General features: G+C 55.7%; 19 protein-coding genes. 9 read left to right on the forward strand and 10 right to left on the reverse strand.

Annotated elements, in window-relative coordinates:
- Positions 1 to 8: 8 nt before the first annotated feature.
- From GOW40_RS17365 to GOW40_RS17375, 3 genes are read left to right on the forward strand one after another with little or no spacing between them, the layout of a single operon-like run.
- A complete protein-coding gene (locus tag GOW40_RS17365) occupies positions 9 to 782 on the forward strand; it encodes an ATP-binding cassette domain-containing protein (RefSeq protein ID WP_171133204.1) in 774 nt (257 codons plus the stop codon).
- Positions 772 to 1,008, forward strand: a complete 237-nt coding sequence (locus GOW40_RS17370; RefSeq protein WP_171133203.1) for a hypothetical protein — start codon at positions 772 to 774, stop codon at positions 1,006 to 1,008. The genes GOW40_RS17365 and GOW40_RS17370 overlap by 11 nt, the downstream gene beginning before the upstream one ends.
- Positions 1,009 to 1,025: 17 nt before the next feature.
- Positions 1,026 to 2,024: a LacI family DNA-binding transcriptional regulator gene (locus GOW40_RS17375; RefSeq protein WP_171133202.1), complete on the forward strand. Its 999-nt coding sequence runs from the start codon at positions 1,026 to 1,028 to the stop codon at positions 2,022 to 2,024.
- 6 nt (positions 2,025 to 2,030) lie between these two features.
- On the opposite strand, the gene GOW40_RS17380 is transcribed toward GOW40_RS17375, so the two are convergent.
- From GOW40_RS17380 to GOW40_RS17390, 3 genes are read right to left on the reverse strand one after another with little or no spacing between them, the layout of a single operon-like run.
- The gene (locus GOW40_RS17380; protein WP_171133201.1) at positions 2,031 to 3,164 is read right to left on the reverse strand and encodes a Gfo/Idh/MocA family protein; all 1,134 of its coding nucleotides are present in this window, start codon (positions 3,162 to 3,164) and stop codon (positions 2,031 to 2,033) included.
- 25 nt (positions 3,165 to 3,189) lie between these two features.
- Complete coding sequence (locus GOW40_RS17385; protein WP_171133200.1) at positions 3,190 to 4,077, reverse strand: sugar phosphate isomerase/epimerase; 888 nt, start codon at positions 4,075 to 4,077, stop codon at positions 3,190 to 3,192.
- Between the two features lie 13 nt (positions 4,078 to 4,090).
- Positions 4,091 to 5,194 (reverse strand): Gfo/Idh/MocA family protein, encoded by a 1,104-nt coding sequence (locus tag GOW40_RS17390; RefSeq protein ID WP_171133199.1) that lies wholly within the window; start codon positions 5,192 to 5,194, stop codon positions 4,091 to 4,093.
- A gap of 123 nt (positions 5,195 to 5,317) precedes the next feature.
- Here GOW40_RS17390 and iolD point away from each other — a divergent pair, with 123 nt between their 5' ends.
- The 5 genes from iolD to iolG are packed head-to-tail and all read left to right on the forward strand — an operon-like array spanning position 5,318 to position 10,840.
- Complete coding sequence (gene iolD / locus GOW40_RS17395; protein ID WP_171231105.1) at positions 5,318 to 7,189, forward strand: 3D-(3,5/4)-trihydroxycyclohexane-1,2-dione acylhydrolase (decyclizing); 1,872 nt, start codon at positions 5,318 to 5,320, stop codon at positions 7,187 to 7,189.
- Positions 7,189 to 8,169: a PfkB family carbohydrate kinase gene (locus GOW40_RS17400; RefSeq protein WP_171133197.1), complete on the forward strand. Its 981-nt coding sequence runs from the start codon at positions 7,189 to 7,191 to the stop codon at positions 8,167 to 8,169. Before iolD ends, GOW40_RS17400 begins: the two co-directional genes overlap by 1 nt.
- Before the next feature lie 11 nt (positions 8,170 to 8,180).
- Positions 8,181 to 9,023 (forward strand): 5-deoxy-glucuronate isomerase, encoded by an 843-nt coding sequence (locus GOW40_RS17405; RefSeq protein ID WP_171133196.1) that lies wholly within the window; start codon positions 8,181 to 8,183, stop codon positions 9,021 to 9,023.
- Positions 9,020 to 9,847 (forward strand): class II fructose-bisphosphate aldolase, encoded by an 828-nt coding sequence (locus tag GOW40_RS17410; RefSeq protein ID WP_171133195.1) that lies wholly within the window; start codon positions 9,020 to 9,022, stop codon positions 9,845 to 9,847. The genes GOW40_RS17405 and GOW40_RS17410 overlap by 4 nt, the downstream gene beginning before the upstream one ends.
- A gap of 3 nt (positions 9,848 to 9,850) precedes the next feature.
- The gene (gene iolG, locus GOW40_RS17415; protein WP_171133194.1) at positions 9,851 to 10,840 is read left to right on the forward strand and encodes an inositol 2-dehydrogenase; all 990 of its coding nucleotides are present in this window, start codon (positions 9,851 to 9,853) and stop codon (positions 10,838 to 10,840) included.
- Here iolG and GOW40_RS17420 read toward each other — a convergent pair.
- The 3 genes from GOW40_RS17420 to GOW40_RS17430 are packed head-to-tail and all read right to left on the reverse strand — an operon-like array spanning position 10,837 to position 12,695.
- Positions 10,837 to 11,175 (reverse strand): carboxymuconolactone decarboxylase family protein, encoded by a 339-nt coding sequence (locus GOW40_RS17420; RefSeq protein ID WP_171102187.1) that lies wholly within the window; start codon positions 11,173 to 11,175, stop codon positions 10,837 to 10,839. The two genes, iolG and GOW40_RS17420, sit on opposite strands and share 4 nt — an antisense overlap.
- Before the next feature lie 11 nt (positions 11,176 to 11,186).
- Positions 11,187 to 11,945: an amino acid ABC transporter permease gene (locus tag GOW40_RS17425; RefSeq protein WP_171133193.1), complete on the reverse strand. Its 759-nt coding sequence runs from the start codon at positions 11,943 to 11,945 to the stop codon at positions 11,187 to 11,189.
- A 9-nt stretch (positions 11,946 to 11,954) separates the two neighbouring features.
- Positions 11,955 to 12,695, reverse strand: a complete 741-nt coding sequence (locus GOW40_RS17430; protein WP_171133192.1) for an amino acid ABC transporter ATP-binding protein — start codon at positions 12,693 to 12,695, stop codon at positions 11,955 to 11,957.
- A 118-nt stretch (positions 12,696 to 12,813) separates the two neighbouring features.
- Here GOW40_RS17430 and GOW40_RS17435 point away from each other — a divergent pair, with 118 nt between their 5' ends.
- Positions 12,814 to 13,584 carry a transporter substrate-binding domain-containing protein gene (locus GOW40_RS17435; protein ID WP_171133191.1) on the forward strand — a complete coding sequence of 257 codons (771 nt, stop codon included), beginning with the start codon at positions 12,814 to 12,816 and terminating at the stop codon, positions 13,582 to 13,584.
- 720 nt (positions 13,585 to 14,304) lie between these two features.
- Here GOW40_RS17435 and GOW40_RS17440 read toward each other — a convergent pair.
- From GOW40_RS17440 to GOW40_RS17455, 4 genes are all read right to left on the reverse strand, one after another.
- On the reverse strand, positions 14,305 to 15,099 hold the full coding sequence (locus GOW40_RS17440) for a sulfotransferase family 2 domain-containing protein (protein WP_171133190.1): 795 nt from the start codon (positions 15,097 to 15,099) through the stop codon (positions 14,305 to 14,307).
- Between the two features lie 142 nt (positions 15,100 to 15,241).
- Positions 15,242 to 16,312, reverse strand: coding sequence for a hypothetical protein (locus GOW40_RS17445; RefSeq protein WP_171136743.1), 1,071 nt, complete (start codon positions 16,310 to 16,312; stop codon positions 15,242 to 15,244).
- The gene (locus tag GOW40_RS17450; protein WP_171231106.1) at positions 16,284 to 17,648 is read right to left on the reverse strand and encodes an MBOAT family protein; all 1,365 of its coding nucleotides are present in this window, start codon (positions 17,646 to 17,648) and stop codon (positions 16,284 to 16,286) included. Before GOW40_RS17450 ends, GOW40_RS17445 begins: the two co-directional genes overlap by 29 nt.
- A 182-nt stretch (positions 17,649 to 17,830) precedes the next feature.
- Positions 17,831 to 18,793, reverse strand: a complete 963-nt coding sequence (locus GOW40_RS17455; protein WP_371731865.1) for a UDP-glucuronic acid decarboxylase family protein — start codon at positions 18,791 to 18,793, stop codon at positions 17,831 to 17,833.
- Between the last annotated feature and the right edge of the window lie 27 nt (positions 18,794 to 18,820).

Genomic DNA, 18,820 nt, shown 5'->3' on the forward strand with positions numbered 1-18,820 from the left:
AGGCAGACATGAGTGAAATCATTCTTGAAACCAAGGGCCTCACAAAACACTACGGTGGTGTGCATGCCTTGAACGACGCCAATTTTGTTCTGCACAAGGGCGAACACGTGGCAATCATGGGTGATAACGGGGCCGGAAAATCGACCTTCGTGCGTCAAATCACCGGCGTGGAACAACGCACCAGCGGCACGGTGATCTTTGATGGTCAAGAGGTTCATTTCTCGGGCCCTCTTGATGCCCGCGAAGCCGGGATCGAAACCGTGTTCCAAACCCTGGCCCTCGCCGATGCGCTGGACGTGCCTGACAACCTGTTTCTGGGGCGCGAAAAGACCAAATTCGATTGGTTGGGTCCGTTCCGGTTCCTGGATTACAAGGCTATGCGGAACGACACGCTAGCCGCTTTGGAAAAGACCGGCGTCAAGATCCCCAATATTCGCAACACGATCCAGAACATGTCAGGGGGTCAGCGCCAATGTGTTGCCATCGCGCGCACGGCCTCGTTCCATTCGAAGCTGACGATCATGGATGAGCCTACTGCGGCCCTGGGCGTGCAGGAAACAGCTCAGGTCGAAAATATCATCCGCACGCTGAAGGAACAAGGTGAGCCTTTGATCCTGATCAGCCACAACATGCGTCAGGTGATGGATCTGGTCGACCGGATCATCGTTTTCCGTCGCGGGCGGATCGTTGCGAACCTCAAAAAAGAAGACACCGACGGTCAGGACATCGTGGCTTATATCACGGGCGCCAAGACAGGAGCCGAGTACGAAGGTGCCGCCTAAGAAGCAAGCAAGGTTACTCGATTTCGACATACCTTTCTTTCTGCCCGTATGGCGGCGCGTTCTGGTTGTGATTGTGCCTGTTCTTTGGGCGATATTCGAGTTTTCAACCGGCGCGCTTGCTTGGGGCTTGATCTTCCTGGGGCTCGGTGGCATCGCCGGTTGGAAGCTGTATATCGCGGATTGGGATGCGGTCCGGGCGGCAGCTGAAGCCGAAGATAAGGAATAGGCAAAGGAGCGTTCTTGGTGCCGGTGACATTGAAAGAGGTTGCAGAACGTGCGGGCGTGTCCCGATCTGCTGTCTCGCGCACCTACACCGAAGGCGCCTCTGTCAGCCCAAAGACCCGCGCAAAGGTGGAAAAGGCCGCTGCTGCTTTGGGTTACAGCCCCAACGCTTTGGCGTCATCCCTGACCACGGGGCGCACAAAGCTGATCGGGTTGGTGTCAAACAACTTTCACAACCCCATTTTCCTGCGGGTGTTCGACCAATTCACCAAAGGACTACAGCAGCGCGGATTGCGCCCCTTGCTGGTAAACCTGACGGATGAGACCGAGCCCACTGCGTCCTTGCGCATGCTGCAGGCCTATTCCGTGGATGGGGTCATCGTGGCCTCATCAACATTGCCTGCAACCTTTGCCGAGGCGTTCAAGGATGTTGGCATCCCGGTTGTACATTCCTTTGGCCGCCACTCGCCCAGCCCCAAGGTCAACGTTTTGGGGATCGACAATATCGAGGCTGGTCGACTGGCCGCCGGTACCCTGATTGCTCGGGGATATACCCGCGTGGCGTTTCTGGGTGGCCCCGAAAGCGCCACCTCGACACAAGACCGATTGAAAGGTTTTGCCGAGGTTTTAGATGCGCATCCATCGATGCAGTGGTCGGTCAGCTTTGCCAGCAATTACTCTTTCGATGCAGGCCGTGCGGAAATGCTGAACCTGCTGCAAAGCGAACCCGCCGAAGCCTATTTCTGCGGGGACGACGTGCTGTCCATCGGGGCTCTGTCCGCCATTCAAACGGCCGGACTGAGCGTACCAGAGGACATCGGGATCATTGGTCTGAACGACATGGAAATGGCCGGCTGGCAGAACATCAACCTTACCACCATCGGCAACCCGATCGGGCAGATTATCAATTCGTCTATCGAGCTGATCGAGGCCTGTTTGAAAGACGAAAACCGGCTGCCTGAGGCGCGGCTTTTTGCATGTACGATTGTGGAAAGGGGCACATTGCGCCCCCTGCTCTAACGTTGTTCAGCGAAACATTGGTGGACGCGCATCCAGCCACGCGCCGTCAGCCTTGGCCGAAGCGACAGCCTGATGCACCGCCGCAATCGAGCGCAGCCCATCCGTGGCAGACGGGAACGCGCCATGGGCTTCGCCCCGGATCGCTGCGGCCAGATCCACATAGATATTGGCCACTGCCATCGGAAACCCTTCGGGGTGGGCGATGGCAACACGGCTGAGGCGTGCCGCCTCGTCGGACAGACCGCTCTCACCTTTCTCGATGATCTGGGTGCGACCACCCAAGGGCGTATACATGATCTGGTTGGGCTGTTCGGCAAACCATTTCATACCACCGGTTTCGCCAAATACCTGAATCTCGAACCCATGCTGACGGCCAACCGCCACCGATGAGGTCCAAAGCCGCCCGACCGTACCGCTTTCCATTCGGAAATTGACCATCGCGTCGTCTTCCAGCTCTCGGCTGCCAATGGTCGAGGCAAAATCCGCGGACAAAGAGCGCACCTCGTCACCTGCGATAAAGCTGGCCATATGCATTGCGTGGATGCCGCAATCGGCAAACTGGCCCGAGACCCCGGCCATCTCCGGATCATAACGCCAACGGACGCGCGGATTATCGGCATCCGCTGCGTCGCCGTGGTGTCCGTGGCTGAAATTGGTCACGATCAGGCGTACTTGGCCGATCTCGCCCTTTGCGACCATGTTGCGCATCTCGCGCACCATCGGATAGGCCGAATAGCAGTAGTTGACCGCGCAGATCTGCCCAGTCTTTTCGGCGATCTTCACGACCTCTTCCGCCTCTTCCACGGTCATGGTCATCGGCTTTTCGCAAAGCACGTTAAACCCCGCCTCAAGGAAGGCTTTTGTGATCTCGAAATGGGTCGAGTTCGGCGTGGCCACAGTAACCAGATCGACCCGATCTTCGCGGGCTTTTTCACCTTCCAGCATCTCTTGCCAGTTGCCATAGGCGCGATCTGCCGCGACGCCCAGCCGTTGGGCATAGTCCTTGCCGCGTTCCGCGTCATGATCCAGCGCGCCAGCCGCCAGAACAAAGTTGCCATCCGCCTGCGCACCCATCCGGTGCGCCGGTCCGATCTGGCTGCCTTCACCGCCGCCGATCATGCCCCATTGCAGTCTTTTCATAAGGAGGTCTTTCCCTTTTCTGGCCTTAGAAGCCAATGGATTCCAGATATTTGCGGTTGCTTTCCGCGTCTTCCAGCGGGGTGCCGGGCAGTGACGGATCACAGTCTTGTTCAACGGTGCACCAGCCCTCGAACCCGGCATCCAGCAGAACCTGACGGACGGCGGGGAAGTCCACATCGCCCTGTCCCAGATTGCAGAAAATACCCTGCCCACAGGCCTTGTAGAAATCGGTGCGGTTGGCAACGACATCGGTTTTCACCGCAGGATCGATATCCTTGAAATGCATATAGCTGATGCGGTCGACATTCCGCTTCATGAACGCGACCGGGTCGAATCCCGCATAAGAATGATGGCCGGTGTCAAAGCAGATTTTGAGGATGCTTTCGTCTACTTCGGATAGCAGTCGCTCCAACTCGGGCTCGAAATCCATGAACCCACCGGCATGGGCGTGAATACCAACGGTCAGGCTGTATTCTTCGCTCCCCATTTTTGCGATGGTTTCGATCTTGTCCCGGAACGCGGTCCATTCGGCCTTGTCCATTTGTTCGGCCTCATCCGCCCGTCCGGCAGTGGGCGCGCGGCGGGGTGAGATGCTGTCGATCAACACCAGGTGCTGGGCGCCGTGGGCCACAAGCGCCTTGCAGGTCCGCAACGAGGCATCCATGACCTCATCCCATTTGTCGGGATCATGGAAGGGACGAAAGACAACGCCACCGATGATGGACAGGTCATTCTTGTCCAATTCATCCCGCAGGACGGCCGGATCTTCGGGCATATAACCGATGGGGCCAAGTTCGATCCCCTTATAGCCCGCTTGCGCACATTGGCTGAGCACCGATTGCCAGGTCGGATAGGCCGGGTCGGATGCAAATTCGATACCCCAGGAACAGGGTGCGTTGCCGATCTTGATCATGTCTTTGTACTTTCTAATAGTCGGCCACGTTGACCCAAGCGTTCTTGTCGCTTGAATCAAGCGCTGCCTTGACGACGCGATTGACTTCCAGGCCTTCCGCAAAGGTCGGCCAGATGTTTTTTCCTGTTGCGATGGCTGTCAGGAAATCCTTGGCTTCGATAATGATCTGGTCCTGATAGCCGGTCCCATGCCCGGGGCCCTGACAGAAGGGCTCGTAGTCGGGATGGGCAGGCCCTGCCAGGATCTTGCGAAAACCGCGCTCGGCCTCGGGGCCTTCCATCGTATAGAGATGCAGGGCGTTCTGATCTTCTTGATCGAACCGGATCTGCCCTTTTGTGCCTTGGATTTCATAGGCATAGCCCATCTTGCGGCCCGTCGCGACACGGCTGAAGAACAGATGACCCAGCGCGCCGTTTTCGAACCGGCACATGAACTGCGCCTGATCATCATTGGTCACCGCAACACCACCGCGTGTGGCATGGACCGTCTCGACCTGCGCGCAAAGAGATGTGATCGGGCCGATCAGCGCCCGGGCACCATTGATCATGTGGGGTGAAAGATCCCCCATACATCCGTTGGCCATGCCTTCGGTCCGCCAATTGCCGGGCAGGTCCGCATCGGCCAGAAAATCTTCGGTATGTTCGCCGCGGAAATAGGTGACTTCCCCGATCCGGCCTTCGGCAACCAGCTGCCGTGCATATTGCGACGCGGGCGTGCGGATATAGTTGAACCCGACCATATTGATCTGTCCGCTGGCCACGGCTGCATCGTTCATCGCAATCGAATCGGCCAGGTTCTCGCCCAGAGGTTTCTCGCAGAACACCGGTTTGCCCTTGGCAAAGGCTGCCAATGCGATCTCGCGATGCGTGCCTTGCGGTGAGGCTATGACGACAGCCTCGACCTTGGGGTCATCAACCAGATCACGCCAGTTGTCGGTGCCCCGTGCAAAGCCATAGGCGTGCCGATAGCGTTCCGCCGAGGCTTTGGAGGTCGCGCACACAACTTCGAGCCGTGGCCGAAGTTCGGTGTCAAACAATGTGGCGACCGCGCTATAGGCGGCAGCATGTGCCTTGCCCATATAGCCGCCACCGATGATGCCTATCCCGATTTCTGACATCCCAGCGCCCTCCCTAAAATTTTCTTGCAACCGGTTGCAAAACGGATATCCTTACTCTACCACCAAGGTCAACATACAATCGTGACCAGCGCAGAATTTGCACTATCAAAAGGGAGGAAATCCATGGGGCACGCGGCGCAGACCGTGACGCTGACCACAGCGCAGGCCATTGTTCGGTATTTGGCCAACCAATGGATCGAAATCGATAGCGTCGAGACACGAATCTGCGGTGGTGGGTTCGGTATTTTCGGGCATGGCAACGTGACGTGTCTGGGTGAGGCGCTGTATGGGCATCAAGACGAACTTCCTTTGTACCGGGGTCAGAATGAACAAGGTATGGGATTTGCCGCAGCGGCCTATGCCAAGGCTTGGCTGCGCCGTCGGTTCATGTTCTGCACCGCATCGGCGGGGCCCGGTACAGCAAACCTGTTGACCTCTGCCGCGCTGGCCCATGCCAACCGGCTGCCGATGCTGATGCTGTGTGGTGACGCCTTCCTGACACGTTTGCCCGACCCGGTTTTGCAACAGCTGGAGCATTTCGGAAACCCCACCTTTGGAACCAATGATGCGTTCAAGGCGGTGAGCCGGTATTGGGACCGCATCACCCATCCCGCACAGGTGATCCAGTCCCTGCCCGCAGCGTTGGCGACAATGCTCGATCCCGCAGATTGTGGCCCGGCCTTTATCGGCTTGCCTCAGGATGTGCAGGGCTGGACCTATGACTATCCCGTCAGTTTCTTTGAAAAACGGGTGCACCGGATCCGCCGGCAGGCCCCGGATGCGCTTGAAGTGGCCGACGCGGCTGCGCTGTTGAAATCGGCCAAACGCCCGATGATCATCGCGGGCGGCGGTGTGCAATATTCCGGCGCGGTGGCTGAATTGACCGCCTTTGCCGACAGCACAGGTATCCCGGTTGTTGAAACCATCGCGGGACGGGCCAACCTTGTGCATGATCACGGGCTGAACATTGGCCCGATTGGGGTGACCGGCTCGGATTCGGCCAATACGATTGCGGAAGAGGCGGATGTGATCCTGGCGGTTGGTACGCGTTTGCAGGACTTTACCACCGGGTCCTGGACCGCCTTTGCCCATGACGCAAAGATCATTGGCCTGAATGTCGGGCGCCATGATGCGGCCAAGCACATGTCGACCACGGTTGTGGGTGACGCCAAACTGGCCCTGCCCACCTTGGCGGATGCAATCGCAGGCTATGCAGCGCCCGCAGATTGGACCGCCAAAGCCAAGGCCGAGCGGGCCAAGTGGGACGAATATGTCGCCGAAAACACTCGCGTCGGAAATGGACCGGCCTCTTACGCGCAAGCCATTGGTGAGGTGAACCGCCTGTGCGATGCGCGCGACCGTGTGGTTGCGGCAGCAGGTGGTCTGCCTGCCGAAGTCACCGCAAACTGGAAAACGCTGGATATCGGAACGGTGGATGTTGAGTTTGGCTTTTCCTGCATGGGTTATGAGATCGCAGGCGGCTGGGGCGCGCGGATCGCGCAATCGCAGATGGAGCCCGACCAGGATACGATCGTGTTCACCGGCGACGGCTCATACCTGCTAATGAATTCGGATATCTATTCGTCGGTTCTGACCGACAAAAAGCTGATCATTCTTGTGCTGGACAATGGCGGCTTTGCGGTCATCAACAAATTGCAGAACAACACAGGCAATGAAAGCTTCAACAACCTGATCGCCGATACGCCAACGGCCACCCATCAGGTTGGAGTGGACTTCGAAGCGCATGCCCGCGCCATGGGGGCCGAGGCGGAAACCGTCAGCTCTCCGTCCGAGTTGGAAGAGGCGTTCAAGCGCGCCAAGGCCGCCGACCGGACCTATGTGATCAGCATGAAGGTTGATGCGTACGAAGGTTGGACCACCGAAGGCCATGCCTGGTGGGAGGTGGGCACCCCCCATGTCACCGCATCAGACAAAGTGCGCGCAGCGCATGTGGATTGGGAATCCACGCGTCCCAAGCAAAGAAAGGGCGTTTGATGTCAGCTTTGTTGGACGGCATCAAAAAGAACAACTTTGTTGTGGTTGGCCGCGCGGGGATCGACTTTTTCACCGATCCCGGTGTTGCGGCTGAGGATGCCGAGACGGTCACCGTAGGGCTGGGCGGGTCTTCGGCCAATATCGCGGCAGGTATCTGCAAACTGGGCGGTCAGGCCTCGCTGGTCACGCGCGTGTCGGATGACAGTGTTGGCAGCTACTGCATCGGGCAGCTGAAACGTTATGGTGTAGGCACAGAGTATGTCACACCGGTGGGCGGCGAATACCGCAACTCGCTGGCGTTTTACGAAAGCCGCGTCGAAGGCCACCGGAATGTGATCTATCGCAACGGGGCTGCGGATTTTCAAATGAATTCCGATGACGTGGCCGCTGTGGATTATGCCAAGTTCGGGGCTTTGATCACCGCCGGTACGGTTTTTGCCGCCGAACCCTCGCGCAGCGCAACGTTTGAGGCGTTTGACCGCGCGAAAGCCGCAGGGCTGCCGATTATCTTCGACGTGGATTACCGCCCTTATTCGTGGCCCTCACCTCAGGTGGCCGAAGAGGTACTGAGCCGCGCGGCGGCAGCCTCTGACATGATCGTCGGCAATGATGAAGAGTTTGGCTTTATGGCAGGTGGGATCGACAAGGGCTTGGACAAGGCGCGGGCGCTGGCCGAAAGCACCGCGACCATCGTGATCTATAAGATGGGCGAAAAAGGTGCCGTTACCTTTGCCGACGGTACCGAAATCCATACCGGGATTTGGCCGGTTGAGGCGCTGAAGCCCACCGGCGCTGGCGACAGCTTTATGGCAGGCCTGGTGACCGGTCTGGCTGAAGGCCAGGACTTGCGTGCCGCGATCCTGCGCGGGTCGGCCTGCGCCTCGGTCACCGTTTCGCGCCCCGGCTGCGCGCCCGCGATGGCCGACACTCCGACACTTACGAAATTCATGGCCGAACATCCCGGCCCGACTGACGCCTGAGAGGACCCCAGATGCATATTCCACCGTTTGACAACCAGAACAAACCCATCGTCGATGTGGATGATCCCTGTGTTCCGCTGAACTATTTCAACATCGTCAAGTTGAAAAAGGGCGAGGCGTTTGAATACGCGGTGCCGGGGTACGAGACTTGCATTGTCCCGGCCACGGGCACCATCGATGTGGATATCGAAGGGTTCAAATCGCAAGGCTTGGGCGAGCGTGTCGAAGACGTTTGGGATGGCGAGCCGGAAGGCGTTTACGTGCCCACCGCCGCCAAGGCCGAGATGGTCTGTATGTCGGATGAGGCCGAGATCTTTGTCTGTGGCGCGCGCTATGACAAAGTTCTTGACGCGTTTGACGTGCGCAAGGATGAGCTGGATTTGGTGCAATACGGCTCGGACGAGACCAAAACGCACCGGAAGATCAAGCATATCCTGGGCACCAAATACCACGACAAGGTCGGGCGCTTGTTGGTGTCCGAGCTGTTTACAGTGGGTGAAGGCGGCTGGTCGGGCTTTCCGTCGCACAAGCATGATACGGATCGTCTGCCCGACGAAACTCGCCATGACGAGACCTATAATTTCCGCTTCAAGCCGAACCATGGTTCTGGTGTGCAGATGTTGCAGCGCGAGGATGGTAAACCTGGCGATGCCTATCACATCGTCGACGGATCGACGATCTGTCTGGACAGCGGCTATCATCCTTGCGCGGTGTTGCCGGGATATCAGATGTATTACTTCACCATTCTTGGCGGCCTGTCGCAGCGCAGCCTGGTTCAGTTCTTCCAGCCGTCCCATGCCTATCAGATCGAGACGATTCCAGGCATCAAGGACATGATCGCGAAGTTCAAATGACCCTTGTCACACTGAAAGACGTCCTACAGCCCGCGTTGCAGCAAGGCTATGCGGTTGGCGGGCTGGTTTGTCTGGGCTGGGAGGATATGCGCGCCTATGTGGCCGCTGCCGAGGCTGAAAATTGCCCCGTGATCCTGCAAGCCGGGCCAAGTTGCCGGGAACATACGCCCTTGCCGATACTTGGAAAGATGTTCCGGCATCTGGCAGATAAGGCCAGTGTGCCCGTGGTGGCCCATCTGGATCACGGATACACCTATGATGAGTGTTCCGAGGCGCTGGATTCGGGTTTTACGTCGCTGATGTTTGACGGCTCGCGCAAGCCGCTGGCCGAGAACATAGCCGAGACTCGCAAGATCGCCGACCTGGCGCATCAGGCGGGGATTTCCTGCGAGGGCGAAATCGGGTTTGTCGGCTATTCCGGCGGCGAGGCCTCGGCCGGGACCGACCCCAGCGAGGCGGCAACGTTTGCAAGCGAGACCGGTATCGACGCAATGGCCATTTCGGTCGGCAATGTGCATCTGCAACAGGATAAAGAAGGCGGCTTGGACGAACCCCGGATCGCCGCAATTCAAGCGCTGACACCGGTGCCTTTGGTCATTCACGGTGGTTCGGGCGTGCCTGTGGCGCAGCGTAAAGCGCTGGCAAAGAACACAAATATCTGCAAGTTCAACATCGGAACCGAGCTGCGGATGGCCTTTGGTCAAGCGCTGCGAACAGCTGTGAACGCAGATCCCGACCGCTTTGATCGCGTGACGATCTTAAAAGAAACACATGATCCGGTTGTCGCGGCTGCGCGGACCGTTCTGCAAACGCTCAAAGGGTGAGAGATGGTAAAGATCGGGATTCTGGGCTGCGGTCGCATCGGTCAGGTGCATGTACGCAGCATCAAAGCGCTGAACAATGCACAGGTCGTGGCCGTGGCGGATGCCGTCCCAAAGGCGGCAGACGCATTGGCAGCGACCGCAAGTGCACGGGTCTCTACTGCAGATGAGATCATCGCAGCGGCGGATGTAGATGCAGTGGTCATCGGCACTCCCACCGACACGCATTTCGACCTGATCCACAAGACCGCAGCCGCAGGCAAGGCGATTTTCTGCGAAAAGCCGATCGATATGTCGGTGGACAATATCCGCACCTGCATGAAAGCGGTCGAAGAGGCAGGCGTGACCTTTATGACCGGGTTCAACCGGCGGTTTGATCCGAATTTCGGCCATCTGCGCGCCCGCATCGCCGCAGGGGATATCGGCGCGGTTGAACTGGTGAGCATCACCTCTCGCGACCCTGCGCCACCGCCTGTTTCTTATATCGAACGGTCAGGCGGATTGTTCCGGGACATGATGATCCACGATTTCGACATGGCGCGTTTCCTGATGGGGGAAGAATTTGTGCGCCTTCACGCGGCCGGGTCAAATTTAGTGGACCCGGCCATTGGTCAGGCCGGAGATGTGGACACAGCCGCCGTGATCCTGACCACGGCCAGCGGCAAGATATGCCAGATATCAAACTCGCGCCGTGCGGCTTATGGCTATGACCAGCGGATCGAGGTGCATGGTCAGAACGGCATGTTGCGGGCCGAAAACCAGTTGGAGACGACGGTGGAATACGCAACCTCGGACGGGTTCCGCCGTGCACCCGCGCAGCATTTCTTCCTTGAACGCTACGGTCAGGCCTTTGAAGCCGAGATGGCGTCCTTCGTCTCTGCGGTGACCGAAGGAACATCGGTCACTCCCGGTATTCAGGACGGGTTGCAGGCGCAGATACTGGCCGACGCGGCCAGTGCGGCACTTGAAAGCGGTCAGCCGGTCGAGCTTGGTTAATCGACTGAGAACACGTCATACGCCTTGAGCGCCTTGGCGCTATAGGCGTAGGATGGTCCGCCACCCATATAGGTGGCCATGGCCAGTGCCTCGCACAGTTCCTCGCGGGTCGCGCCCAAGCGGATCAGTGATTTGACGTGAAAGCCAATGCAGCTGTCACAGCGCGTGGCGATGGCGATGCCCAGGGCCATGAACTCTTTGGTCTTTTCGCTCAGCGCGCCATTAGTCTTGGCGGCTTTGCCCATGATGCCGAACCCGCGAGCGGTATCCGGCACCTCTTTGGTTAAGCTGCCCAGGTTGGCCTCGGTCTCGGCCATAAACTCTTTCCAGTCCATCAGGTCCCCCCTTATCCACGCTCATCCGCGCCCATGCGGCGTTCCAACCAACGTACTCCGGCGCTGATGATCAGCACTAGGATCAGATATTCGAAAATCAGCAGTGTATAGATCTCGAGCGGGCGGTATTCCGTCACCACCAGCTCATTCGCGCGGCGTGTCAATTCCTGCATACCGATGACACTGGCAAAAGCGCTCATCTTGACGATGTAGATGAACTGATTGGCCAGAGGCGGCAGGATGCGTCGGATCGCCTGCGGCAGGATCACATAGCGCATGGTCTGCACATAATTCAGCCCAACTGTCTGCGCCGCCTCGCGTTGACCGCGCGCGATGGACTGTATGCCAGCGCGATAGATCTCGGCGGTGAAGGCGCTGTCGGAAATGGCCAGCGTGATGATCGCCCCCCAGAACGGATCGATGGGGATGTTCAACGCCACGGACTTGAAAACAATCGGCAGCCCGTAAAACACCCAGAACAGCATAGGCAGCAAGGGGATGGCGCGGATAAATTCGACATAGACCCGATTGACCAGGCGCCAGCCGTGTTTTTCGGAAAGGCCGGGCAGTGCCACCAGCAAGCCAATCACAATCGACAGAGCCGCTGCGATCAGAGAAATCAGAATGGTTGCGCCCATTCCCGAGATCAGAAACTTGACGTTGGTCCAGCCCGCATCCGTTGTCGGGTTGATCACATACCAGCCCCAGGTTTGGGAGGACGAACACCCTGCCAGAAGAGCGAAAACTGCGAACAGAAGAAAGTTTCTCATCATCGCCCCTTAGTGCTGCAAGATCTGGCTGAGGAATTTGCGACACCGCTCGGACTTGGGATTGGTGAAAAAATGTTCGGGCTTTCCTTCTTCGACAATCTCTCCGGCGTCCATAAAGATCATCTTGTCAGCCACCTTGCGCGCAAATCCCATCTCATGGGTGACGACCACCATGGTCATGCCGTCATTTGCAAGCTCGACCATCACATCCAGAACTTCCGAGATCATCTCGGGATCCAGCGCCGAGGTTGGTTCGTCAAACAGCAGCACGCGCGGCTCCATACATAGCGACCGAGCAATCGCCACGCGCTGTTGTTGCCCACCAGACAGCTGAAGCGGGCGTTTATGGGCCTGATCGGGGATATGCACTCGATCCAAATAGTGACGCGCCCTCTCTTCCGCGTCATGCCGTGAAAGGCCACGGGCCTTGATCGGGCCAAGCGTCAGGTTTTCCAGAACGGTCAGGTGCGGAAACAGATTGAACTGTTGAAACACCATGCCAACCTCAGAGCTGATCGCAGCGATAGATTTGGCATCATCGGTCAGCTCCACCCCATCCACACGGATGGTGCCTTTCTGGTGCTTTTCCAGCTGGTTTATGCAGCGCACAACAGTGGACTTGCCCGACCCGGATGGGCCACAGATCACCACCTTTTCGCCGCTCTTGACCGTCAGGTTGATGTCTTTGAGCACATGGAACGTGTCAAACCACTTGTTTACGCCCACAAGCTCGATCGCGGCGTCTGGCATATGAGGATCTGCCCCTGCTTTTGCTATTGATAATATTATCTTGAGGTTATCTTTCTCTTTAGGCTTAAATCAATGAACATTAGGGCAGCAAGGCGATCCGCCCCAACGGGAGAAACAGATGAACACTTTTTTGAAAGCTGCCGCAGCAGCGGCACTTGGATTGGTATTGTCAGGCGCTGTGCATGCTCAATCCGCGCTAAACGAGATACTGGATAGCGGCGTCTTGAAAGTAGGGACAACGGGCGACTGGAACCCAATGACCCTGCGCGATCCGGCGACCAACAGCTATAAGGGCTATGATATCGACATCATGAACGAACTCGCCTCCGATTTGGGGGTTGAGGTCGAATTTGTGCCCACCGATTGGAAAACTCTGGTGAACGGCGTCGTGGCCGGGAAATACCACCTGACCGGCTCGGCCTCGATTTCACCGCCAAGGATGAAGGTTGCGGGCTTTTCCGACAGCTACATTTCGGTCGAGCTGTTTCCCTATACCACCGAAGACAAAGCGGATAAGTTTGATGGCTATGACTCGATCAACAAGCCCGGTGTAACGGTGGCCACAACCTTGGGCACCACGTTCGAAAAACGTGTGCGTGAGTGGTTCCCCGAGGCTGAGATCAAGGTTGTCGAGGCCCCGGCGCGTGGATTTCAGGAAGTGATTGCCGGTCGGGCGGATGTGTTTATCACTTCGAATATCGAAGGTTCGACCCTTGAAGAAAAGTTCCCGGTTGTTCGGGTCAAGAATGCCGGGCCGCGCGCGCCGTCACCCATCGCGATGATCCTGCCACAAAGTGATCAGGTCTGGATCAATTATGTGAACAACTGGATCGAGGTCAAAGAAGCGCAAGGGTTCTTTGAACAGAACAAGGAAAAGTGGGGTCTGTAAGTTCATTCCCAACGCTTCCGAACGCCCGGTCTTTGGATCGGGCGTATTCTTTTTCAAAGTACATCGGTCGCGAAGCGACCGCTCTGCCAACGGTTGCGGCGCTTTGAAAAAGTAATGATGAACAGCCTTATTCACCCGCGACGGACGCGCCGGTGTTTGGGGTCTCAGAAACTTGGTTGGGTTTCGGGCGTTCTTTGAAAGGAGCACTTGGCGTAAAGCGCCAAGCCTCCAATCAGTGTCGCTAGGAAGCCAGAAGCCATGTAGAGGCTGAACGCTATCAGTATGCCATGCCCCATGATCAATGCTGTGATAAAGGTCGTAAGGCCCGTGACTACCCCCAATCCCAACACTACAATCAGCATGTATTCCATCTCCATCCCAAGCTGTGCCAGTGAGTTTTTCAGCGAAACCAGTCGCTGAGTGCACAACCTTTGCGATTATGATTTACAGAGTTTCTGGCTAAAGTGTGGCAGCCAAGTGTTAACAGCTGACTAATTTATTAAGGGAAAGTGGTGAGATTTGGCCTTGGCAAGTGGTCTGCCGCGGTTCGCGACCTACCACTTCTCACTAATCTATGGCTATCACAAACAGGGATTAGACCAGCAATTACAGAAGCTTAAACTATAAATTCCAGCGCCAGAATGCATCTGAACCCCGGGCAAATTTGTGCCCAGAGCTCATTCCGTATCCAAAAAAGAGTAAGCAGCAAAGCTATGCCGATCAGGACTTTCCGTCGAATTCACGAGCGATTCGAGTGCTGATCATTCGTTTGGTCTGACGCAAATTGCTCATCAGACGATTCTTCGGGCGCGCTTGCTCGGCCAACGCCTGCTCGCGATCCGCCAGGTACTCATCACTAAGCTCTGGCGCGGCGGCCAGTGGCTGCGACAAGTCGGGGTCATACCCAAAACGATCGAAATCGATGTGATAAAGCTCGGTGATCAAACGTATCTCGGCCTGTGACGGTTTTACCTTTTCTGTTGAAACCGACCGATAGTCACCGCGCTTGTTCACGTGTGGAAGAACGCGAGGTCCTGACTTTTCTCCGGTTATTCGGTCAAACCATGGGATCAGTGCGTCGAGCCCATGTTCGAGGTGAAAGATTTCAGCCTCAGGAGGTACGATCTCATCCATCGAAAGAAGGTGGTTATCAAATGCATAGCGAGGGTTGTCGGGCAGTGTTTCCAACCAATCGCCAAACGAAATGTCATTGATCTTACCTTCGACTTCTTTCTGGAAGTGAAACGCGCTGACGACACGTGCAACTGGATGGCGTACAATTGCGAATGAACGGTCAAAGAAGTTTTCTGGAAAAAGCCGGTCCAGCGCCGACAGGTTAATATGTTGGGGCGATGTCTTGGACCAACGTTCTTTTTCGTCAATCATGTAATATCGATTGTCTGAGAAGGCGAGCCCACCAAAACGTTTGTTTATATAGTCCGCGACTGTGGAACCGCCGCATTTTGGTACATGCGCATAGTATACGAGCTGAGTCCCGGTTCGGAAAAACGGCATGGGAAACCTTTGACAAGAACACCTTCAAGCAACGAAACAAAACGTTCCGTATTGAAGATGTGTTAGTAAATCCGGGTAGCTCAGTCTACGGCTTACAGAAATTTTTGAACAGGTGCGCGGAAATCAGCTTCAAATCAGTTATTTAGTCACTATTGTTGCCGACTTGGAAATCAAATCTCGTGCTTCCTTCTGCCCGAAGCGTGTCCACTATCGCTTCGACCATGAGTTCCGAAAAAGCATCACGTTCAGAAGCTGGGACGTGAGAAAAGTCAGGTATGTCGATTGTTTCAACGCCTGGAACGTCCTCGAAATGAATACCCTTCGCAGGAATGGCCTCTATCATTTTGTCCCAATATTGAGCTCTTGGAAAAAACTGGCTTTCGGTTTCGTACACGATATCGGCCGATGGCATCCGAACGAGAATGACGCTGCCGCCGCGTGCTTGTATTTTACCTATTTTTTCAGACAGATCTGCATAGGCTGCGTCCCAATCGAAATCTTGTGGGACCGAATTTCCCTCGGCGACGACTTTCGCTGCCCAGTCCGTGGCCCGCTGTTGCGCCCGATCTACGTCGATTACAGTAAGGTATTGCTGCCTATCATCACCGGTAATTATTATGTTTGTTCTGTTGTCCGTCCGAATGGGTCGCCCGGTCTGAGCGATATTCCTAACCATCGTCGAGAACGAATGGTTGTTGTTCCGCAGCACCATATGGCTTGCGACGGCATTGCCCATTTTGGTCTCAGCGGCACGGGCGAGATTCCAGTGGCTATGATAATATTGAACCATTTCCACCTGATCGTGACGCCCCTGATCAGGCAATAGCCACGTGGAAAGAAATGAAACAATGACGAGACCGCTGAAGTCGGTATTATCTGCAATATCTGCAAGAGCTTCGTATGGCGCCTTTCCAACATAGGCGAGGTTGTAAATGTTTGCGCCAGGCATGGCTTTGCGCAAAACGTCATGTGACAGGCCGCTTTGCGCGCGTGACGCGCCCAACAGTACCACGGCTTGAGACGAGGTATCTTTTTCAACCTGAGATCGAACAAGCGCCCACCGTGCGATCGTATTCTCGACGCTGGGCACTGCACCAAGTGATCGGATCCAATACTCGATAGAAAGAATGAGACCAAAACCAAGGGCAGCAGATAAGATGAGGGTGCCGAGAGGAGTCCAGCGCTTAGAACTGAAAATAGATGAAAGTGTCATACGCTTCCCCTCCCATCAGACCAATCATTGCCACCATGAACGCGCCGACGCATACGCGACACCAGTTCGGTATCGCCCTCACTATATCCTCGAATCGTCGACCACGCATTGTCCAGTGAATGCTGGCCAGGGAAATTGAGCAAATCAGTACGAGGAGCTTTTCAGTTGTCGGTAGATAAAACGCCGTTTCGGGATGCGAGGTGAAAAAGCTCGCATACATGTCCATGACCTGCTGGAAGCTGCGTGACCGAAAAATGATGACCAGCAACATCATGGTCATCAGAGTCATGCCCGAGAACAAGATCGTCGCGAAACGTGTTTTCCAGATTTTCCAGGACCCTATCGATCTTTGCAGCAATATCTCGATCACAATGACAAGGCCATTCAGGAAACCCCAAAGAACAAAGGTAACTCCTGCTCCGTGCCACAGGCCGATCACTGTCATCGTCATGAGTTGGGCGAAAAGCTTGTAACCAAAAGATGAGTTTTTACCGCGAAGCGGTGCGTAAAGGTAATCTCTGAACCAACTGGACATCGAGATATGCCAGCGTTGCCAGAAATCCTGCATGCCAATTGCTGAAAATGGAGCGCGAAAGTTTTCAGGCAGACTAAAGCCCATCATCATTGCCACACCGATGGCAATAAGCGAATACCCCGCAAAATCACAGAATATCTGAACCCCAAACGCCATAGCTGACAAAAGCACCGTTTCGCTGGGCAGCGTCCCGGACTGTGCAAAGACGCTGTCAACGACAGGAGCCATCAGCCCGTCTGCGATGGCAATCTTCTCGAAGAAGCCGATAAGCACAAGCGTTCCCCCCCAGCCGAAACGCTCGCGCGTGACGACAGGTGGCCTAAGGAGTTGCGGTAGAAAGAAACGTGCACGAACAATCGGACCGGCAACCAACTGGGGAAAGAAGGTCACAAACAGCGCAAAATCCAAGAACGATCGAGTCGGCTTGGTTCGGCCGCGATAGATGTCAATCGTATAGCTAAGAGTTTGAAACGTATAGAAGGAGATCCCTACGGGTAGCAGGATATTCCATGGTGCCGGCTCATAGGTGATACCAAAGGCAGCGACAAACTGCACGAACCCTTCCAACAAGAAGCTGCCGTATTTGAAATAGCTGAGTACGCCAAGATTTCCGACAAGGCTGATAATCAGCCAAAACCGCTTTTGTCTTTGGGTAAGTGCTTTTGAAATTCTGTAGCCACTGACAAAGTCGAGGACGGTCGATAACAAGATCAACAACAGATATGGGGCGTTCCAAGAAGCATAGAACAAATAGCTCATCAGTAGCAGGATCAGCTTCTTGATCCGCCAACCAAGATTCAAAAAATAGATCGAGAACAGTACGACTGCAAAGCAGATGAAAAGGTAACTATTAAAGACCATGGCTGTCAGTGGCCTCAGTCACAACGGGTCCTCTACATTTTTGGTCTTCGCAACGTTTCATAGCTTTCTGTAATGTTTGTTCAAAAACGCAAACTTGCCTAAGCTATATTGTTTCTAAGCCGTCATAACAGAGAATCAAAATATGAAATCGTGGCTTCCAGCCCGCTTTTCAGGTCGACCTTTGGCTTCCAGCCCAAAACATCGTTCGCGCGCTCAATAACTGGGCGCCGCTGGGTTGGGTCATCAGGGGGCAACGAGAGGTAGGTCAGCTTGGATTTGGAGCCGGTCAGCGACAGGATGGTTTCGGCCAGTTCGGTCATCGAAATCTCGACCGGGTTGCCCAAGTTGATGGGGCCGGTCACATCGTCTCCGGTGGCCATCAGGCGGCTGAGCCCGTCGATCAGGTCGGTGACAAAGCAGAAGCACCTGGTCTGGTTGCCATCGCCATAAATCGTGATCTCTTCGCCTTTGAGGGCTTGCACGATGAAATTCGATACCACGCGTCCGTCATCGGGATGCATATGGGGCCCGTAAGTATTGAAAATACGGGCGATTTTTATGCGGACCTGGTGTTGTCGGTGATAGTCGAAAAACAAGGTTTCGGCACAGCGTTTGCCTTCGTCATAACAACCACGCAAGCCGATCGGATTGACATTGCCGCGATAGTCTTCGGGCTGCGGATGAACCAGCGGGTCACCATAGATTTCTGATGTCGACGCCTGCAAAACCTTGGCGTTTGTGCGCTTGGCCAAACCCAGGATATTCATGGCTCCGTTTACGGTCGTTTTAATCGTTTGGACCGGGTCGTTCTGATAGTGGATCGGGCTGGCAGGACACGCCATGTTATAGATCTCATCCACTTCAAGATAGAGCGGAAAAGACACGTCATGGCGCACGAGTTCAAATGCGGGGTTGTCCATCAGCGGGACAATATGTCGCCTGCGCCCGGTCGAGAAATTGTCGACGCAAATGACCTCGTCGCCACCGTCCAAGATCTTTCGACACAGATGAGACCCCAAAAAGCCCGCGCCGCCGGTCACCAAAACACGTTTTGGAGTGAGTTTTTCCTGAATAATCTGAGTCACGACCTTAAAACTTTGTTCTACCCATTA

It is taken from the genome of Ruegeria sp. HKCCA6707 (genome assembly GCF_013033515.1).
Lineage (GTDB): Bacteria > Pseudomonadota > Alphaproteobacteria > Rhodobacterales > Rhodobacteraceae > Ruegeria.

Coding starts and splice junctions, on each gene's coding strand:
- GOW40_RS17365 (WP_171133204.1), top strand. CDS start 9: ATGAGTGAAATCATTCTTGAAACCAAGGGCCTCACAAAACACTACGGT.
- iolD (WP_171231105.1), top strand. CDS start 5,318: ATGGGGCACGCGGCGCAGACCGTGACGCTGACCACAGCGCAGGCCATT.
- GOW40_RS17435 (WP_171133191.1), top strand. CDS start 12,814: ATGAACACTTTTTTGAAAGCTGCCGCAGCAGCGGCACTTGGATTGGTA.
- GOW40_RS17440 (WP_171133190.1), bottom strand. CDS start 15,099: ATGCCGTTTTTCCGAACCGGGACTCAGCTCGTATACTATGCGCATGTA.
- GOW40_RS17420 (WP_171102187.1), bottom strand. CDS start 11,175: ATGGACTGGAAAGAGTTTATGGCCGAGACCGAGGCCAACCTGGGCAGC.
- GOW40_RS17410 (WP_171133195.1), top strand. CDS start 9,020: ATGACCCTTGTCACACTGAAAGACGTCCTACAGCCCGCGTTGCAGCAA.
- GOW40_RS17430 (WP_171133192.1), bottom strand. CDS start 12,695: ATGCCAGACGCCGCGATCGAGCTTGTGGGCGTAAACAAGTGGTTTGAC.
- GOW40_RS17380 (WP_171133201.1), bottom strand. CDS start 3,164: ATGAAAAGACTGCAATGGGGCATGATCGGCGGCGGTGAAGGCAGCCAG.
- GOW40_RS17400 (WP_171133197.1), top strand. CDS start 7,189: ATGTCAGCTTTGTTGGACGGCATCAAAAAGAACAACTTTGTTGTGGTT.
- GOW40_RS17425 (WP_171133193.1), bottom strand. CDS start 11,945: ATGAGAAACTTTCTTCTGTTCGCAGTTTTCGCTCTTCTGGCAGGGTGT.
- GOW40_RS17445 (WP_171136743.1), bottom strand. CDS start 16,312: ATGACACTTTCATCTATTTTCAGTTCTAAGCGCTGGACTCCTCTCGGC.
- GOW40_RS17390 (WP_171133199.1), bottom strand. CDS start 5,194: ATGTCAGAAATCGGGATAGGCATCATCGGTGGCGGCTATATGGGCAAG.
- GOW40_RS17385 (WP_171133200.1), bottom strand. CDS start 4,077: ATGATCAAGATCGGCAACGCACCCTGTTCCTGGGGTATCGAATTTGCA.
- GOW40_RS17405 (WP_171133196.1), top strand. CDS start 8,181: ATGCATATTCCACCGTTTGACAACCAGAACAAACCCATCGTCGATGTG.
- iolG (WP_171133194.1), top strand. CDS start 9,851: ATGGTAAAGATCGGGATTCTGGGCTGCGGTCGCATCGGTCAGGTGCAT.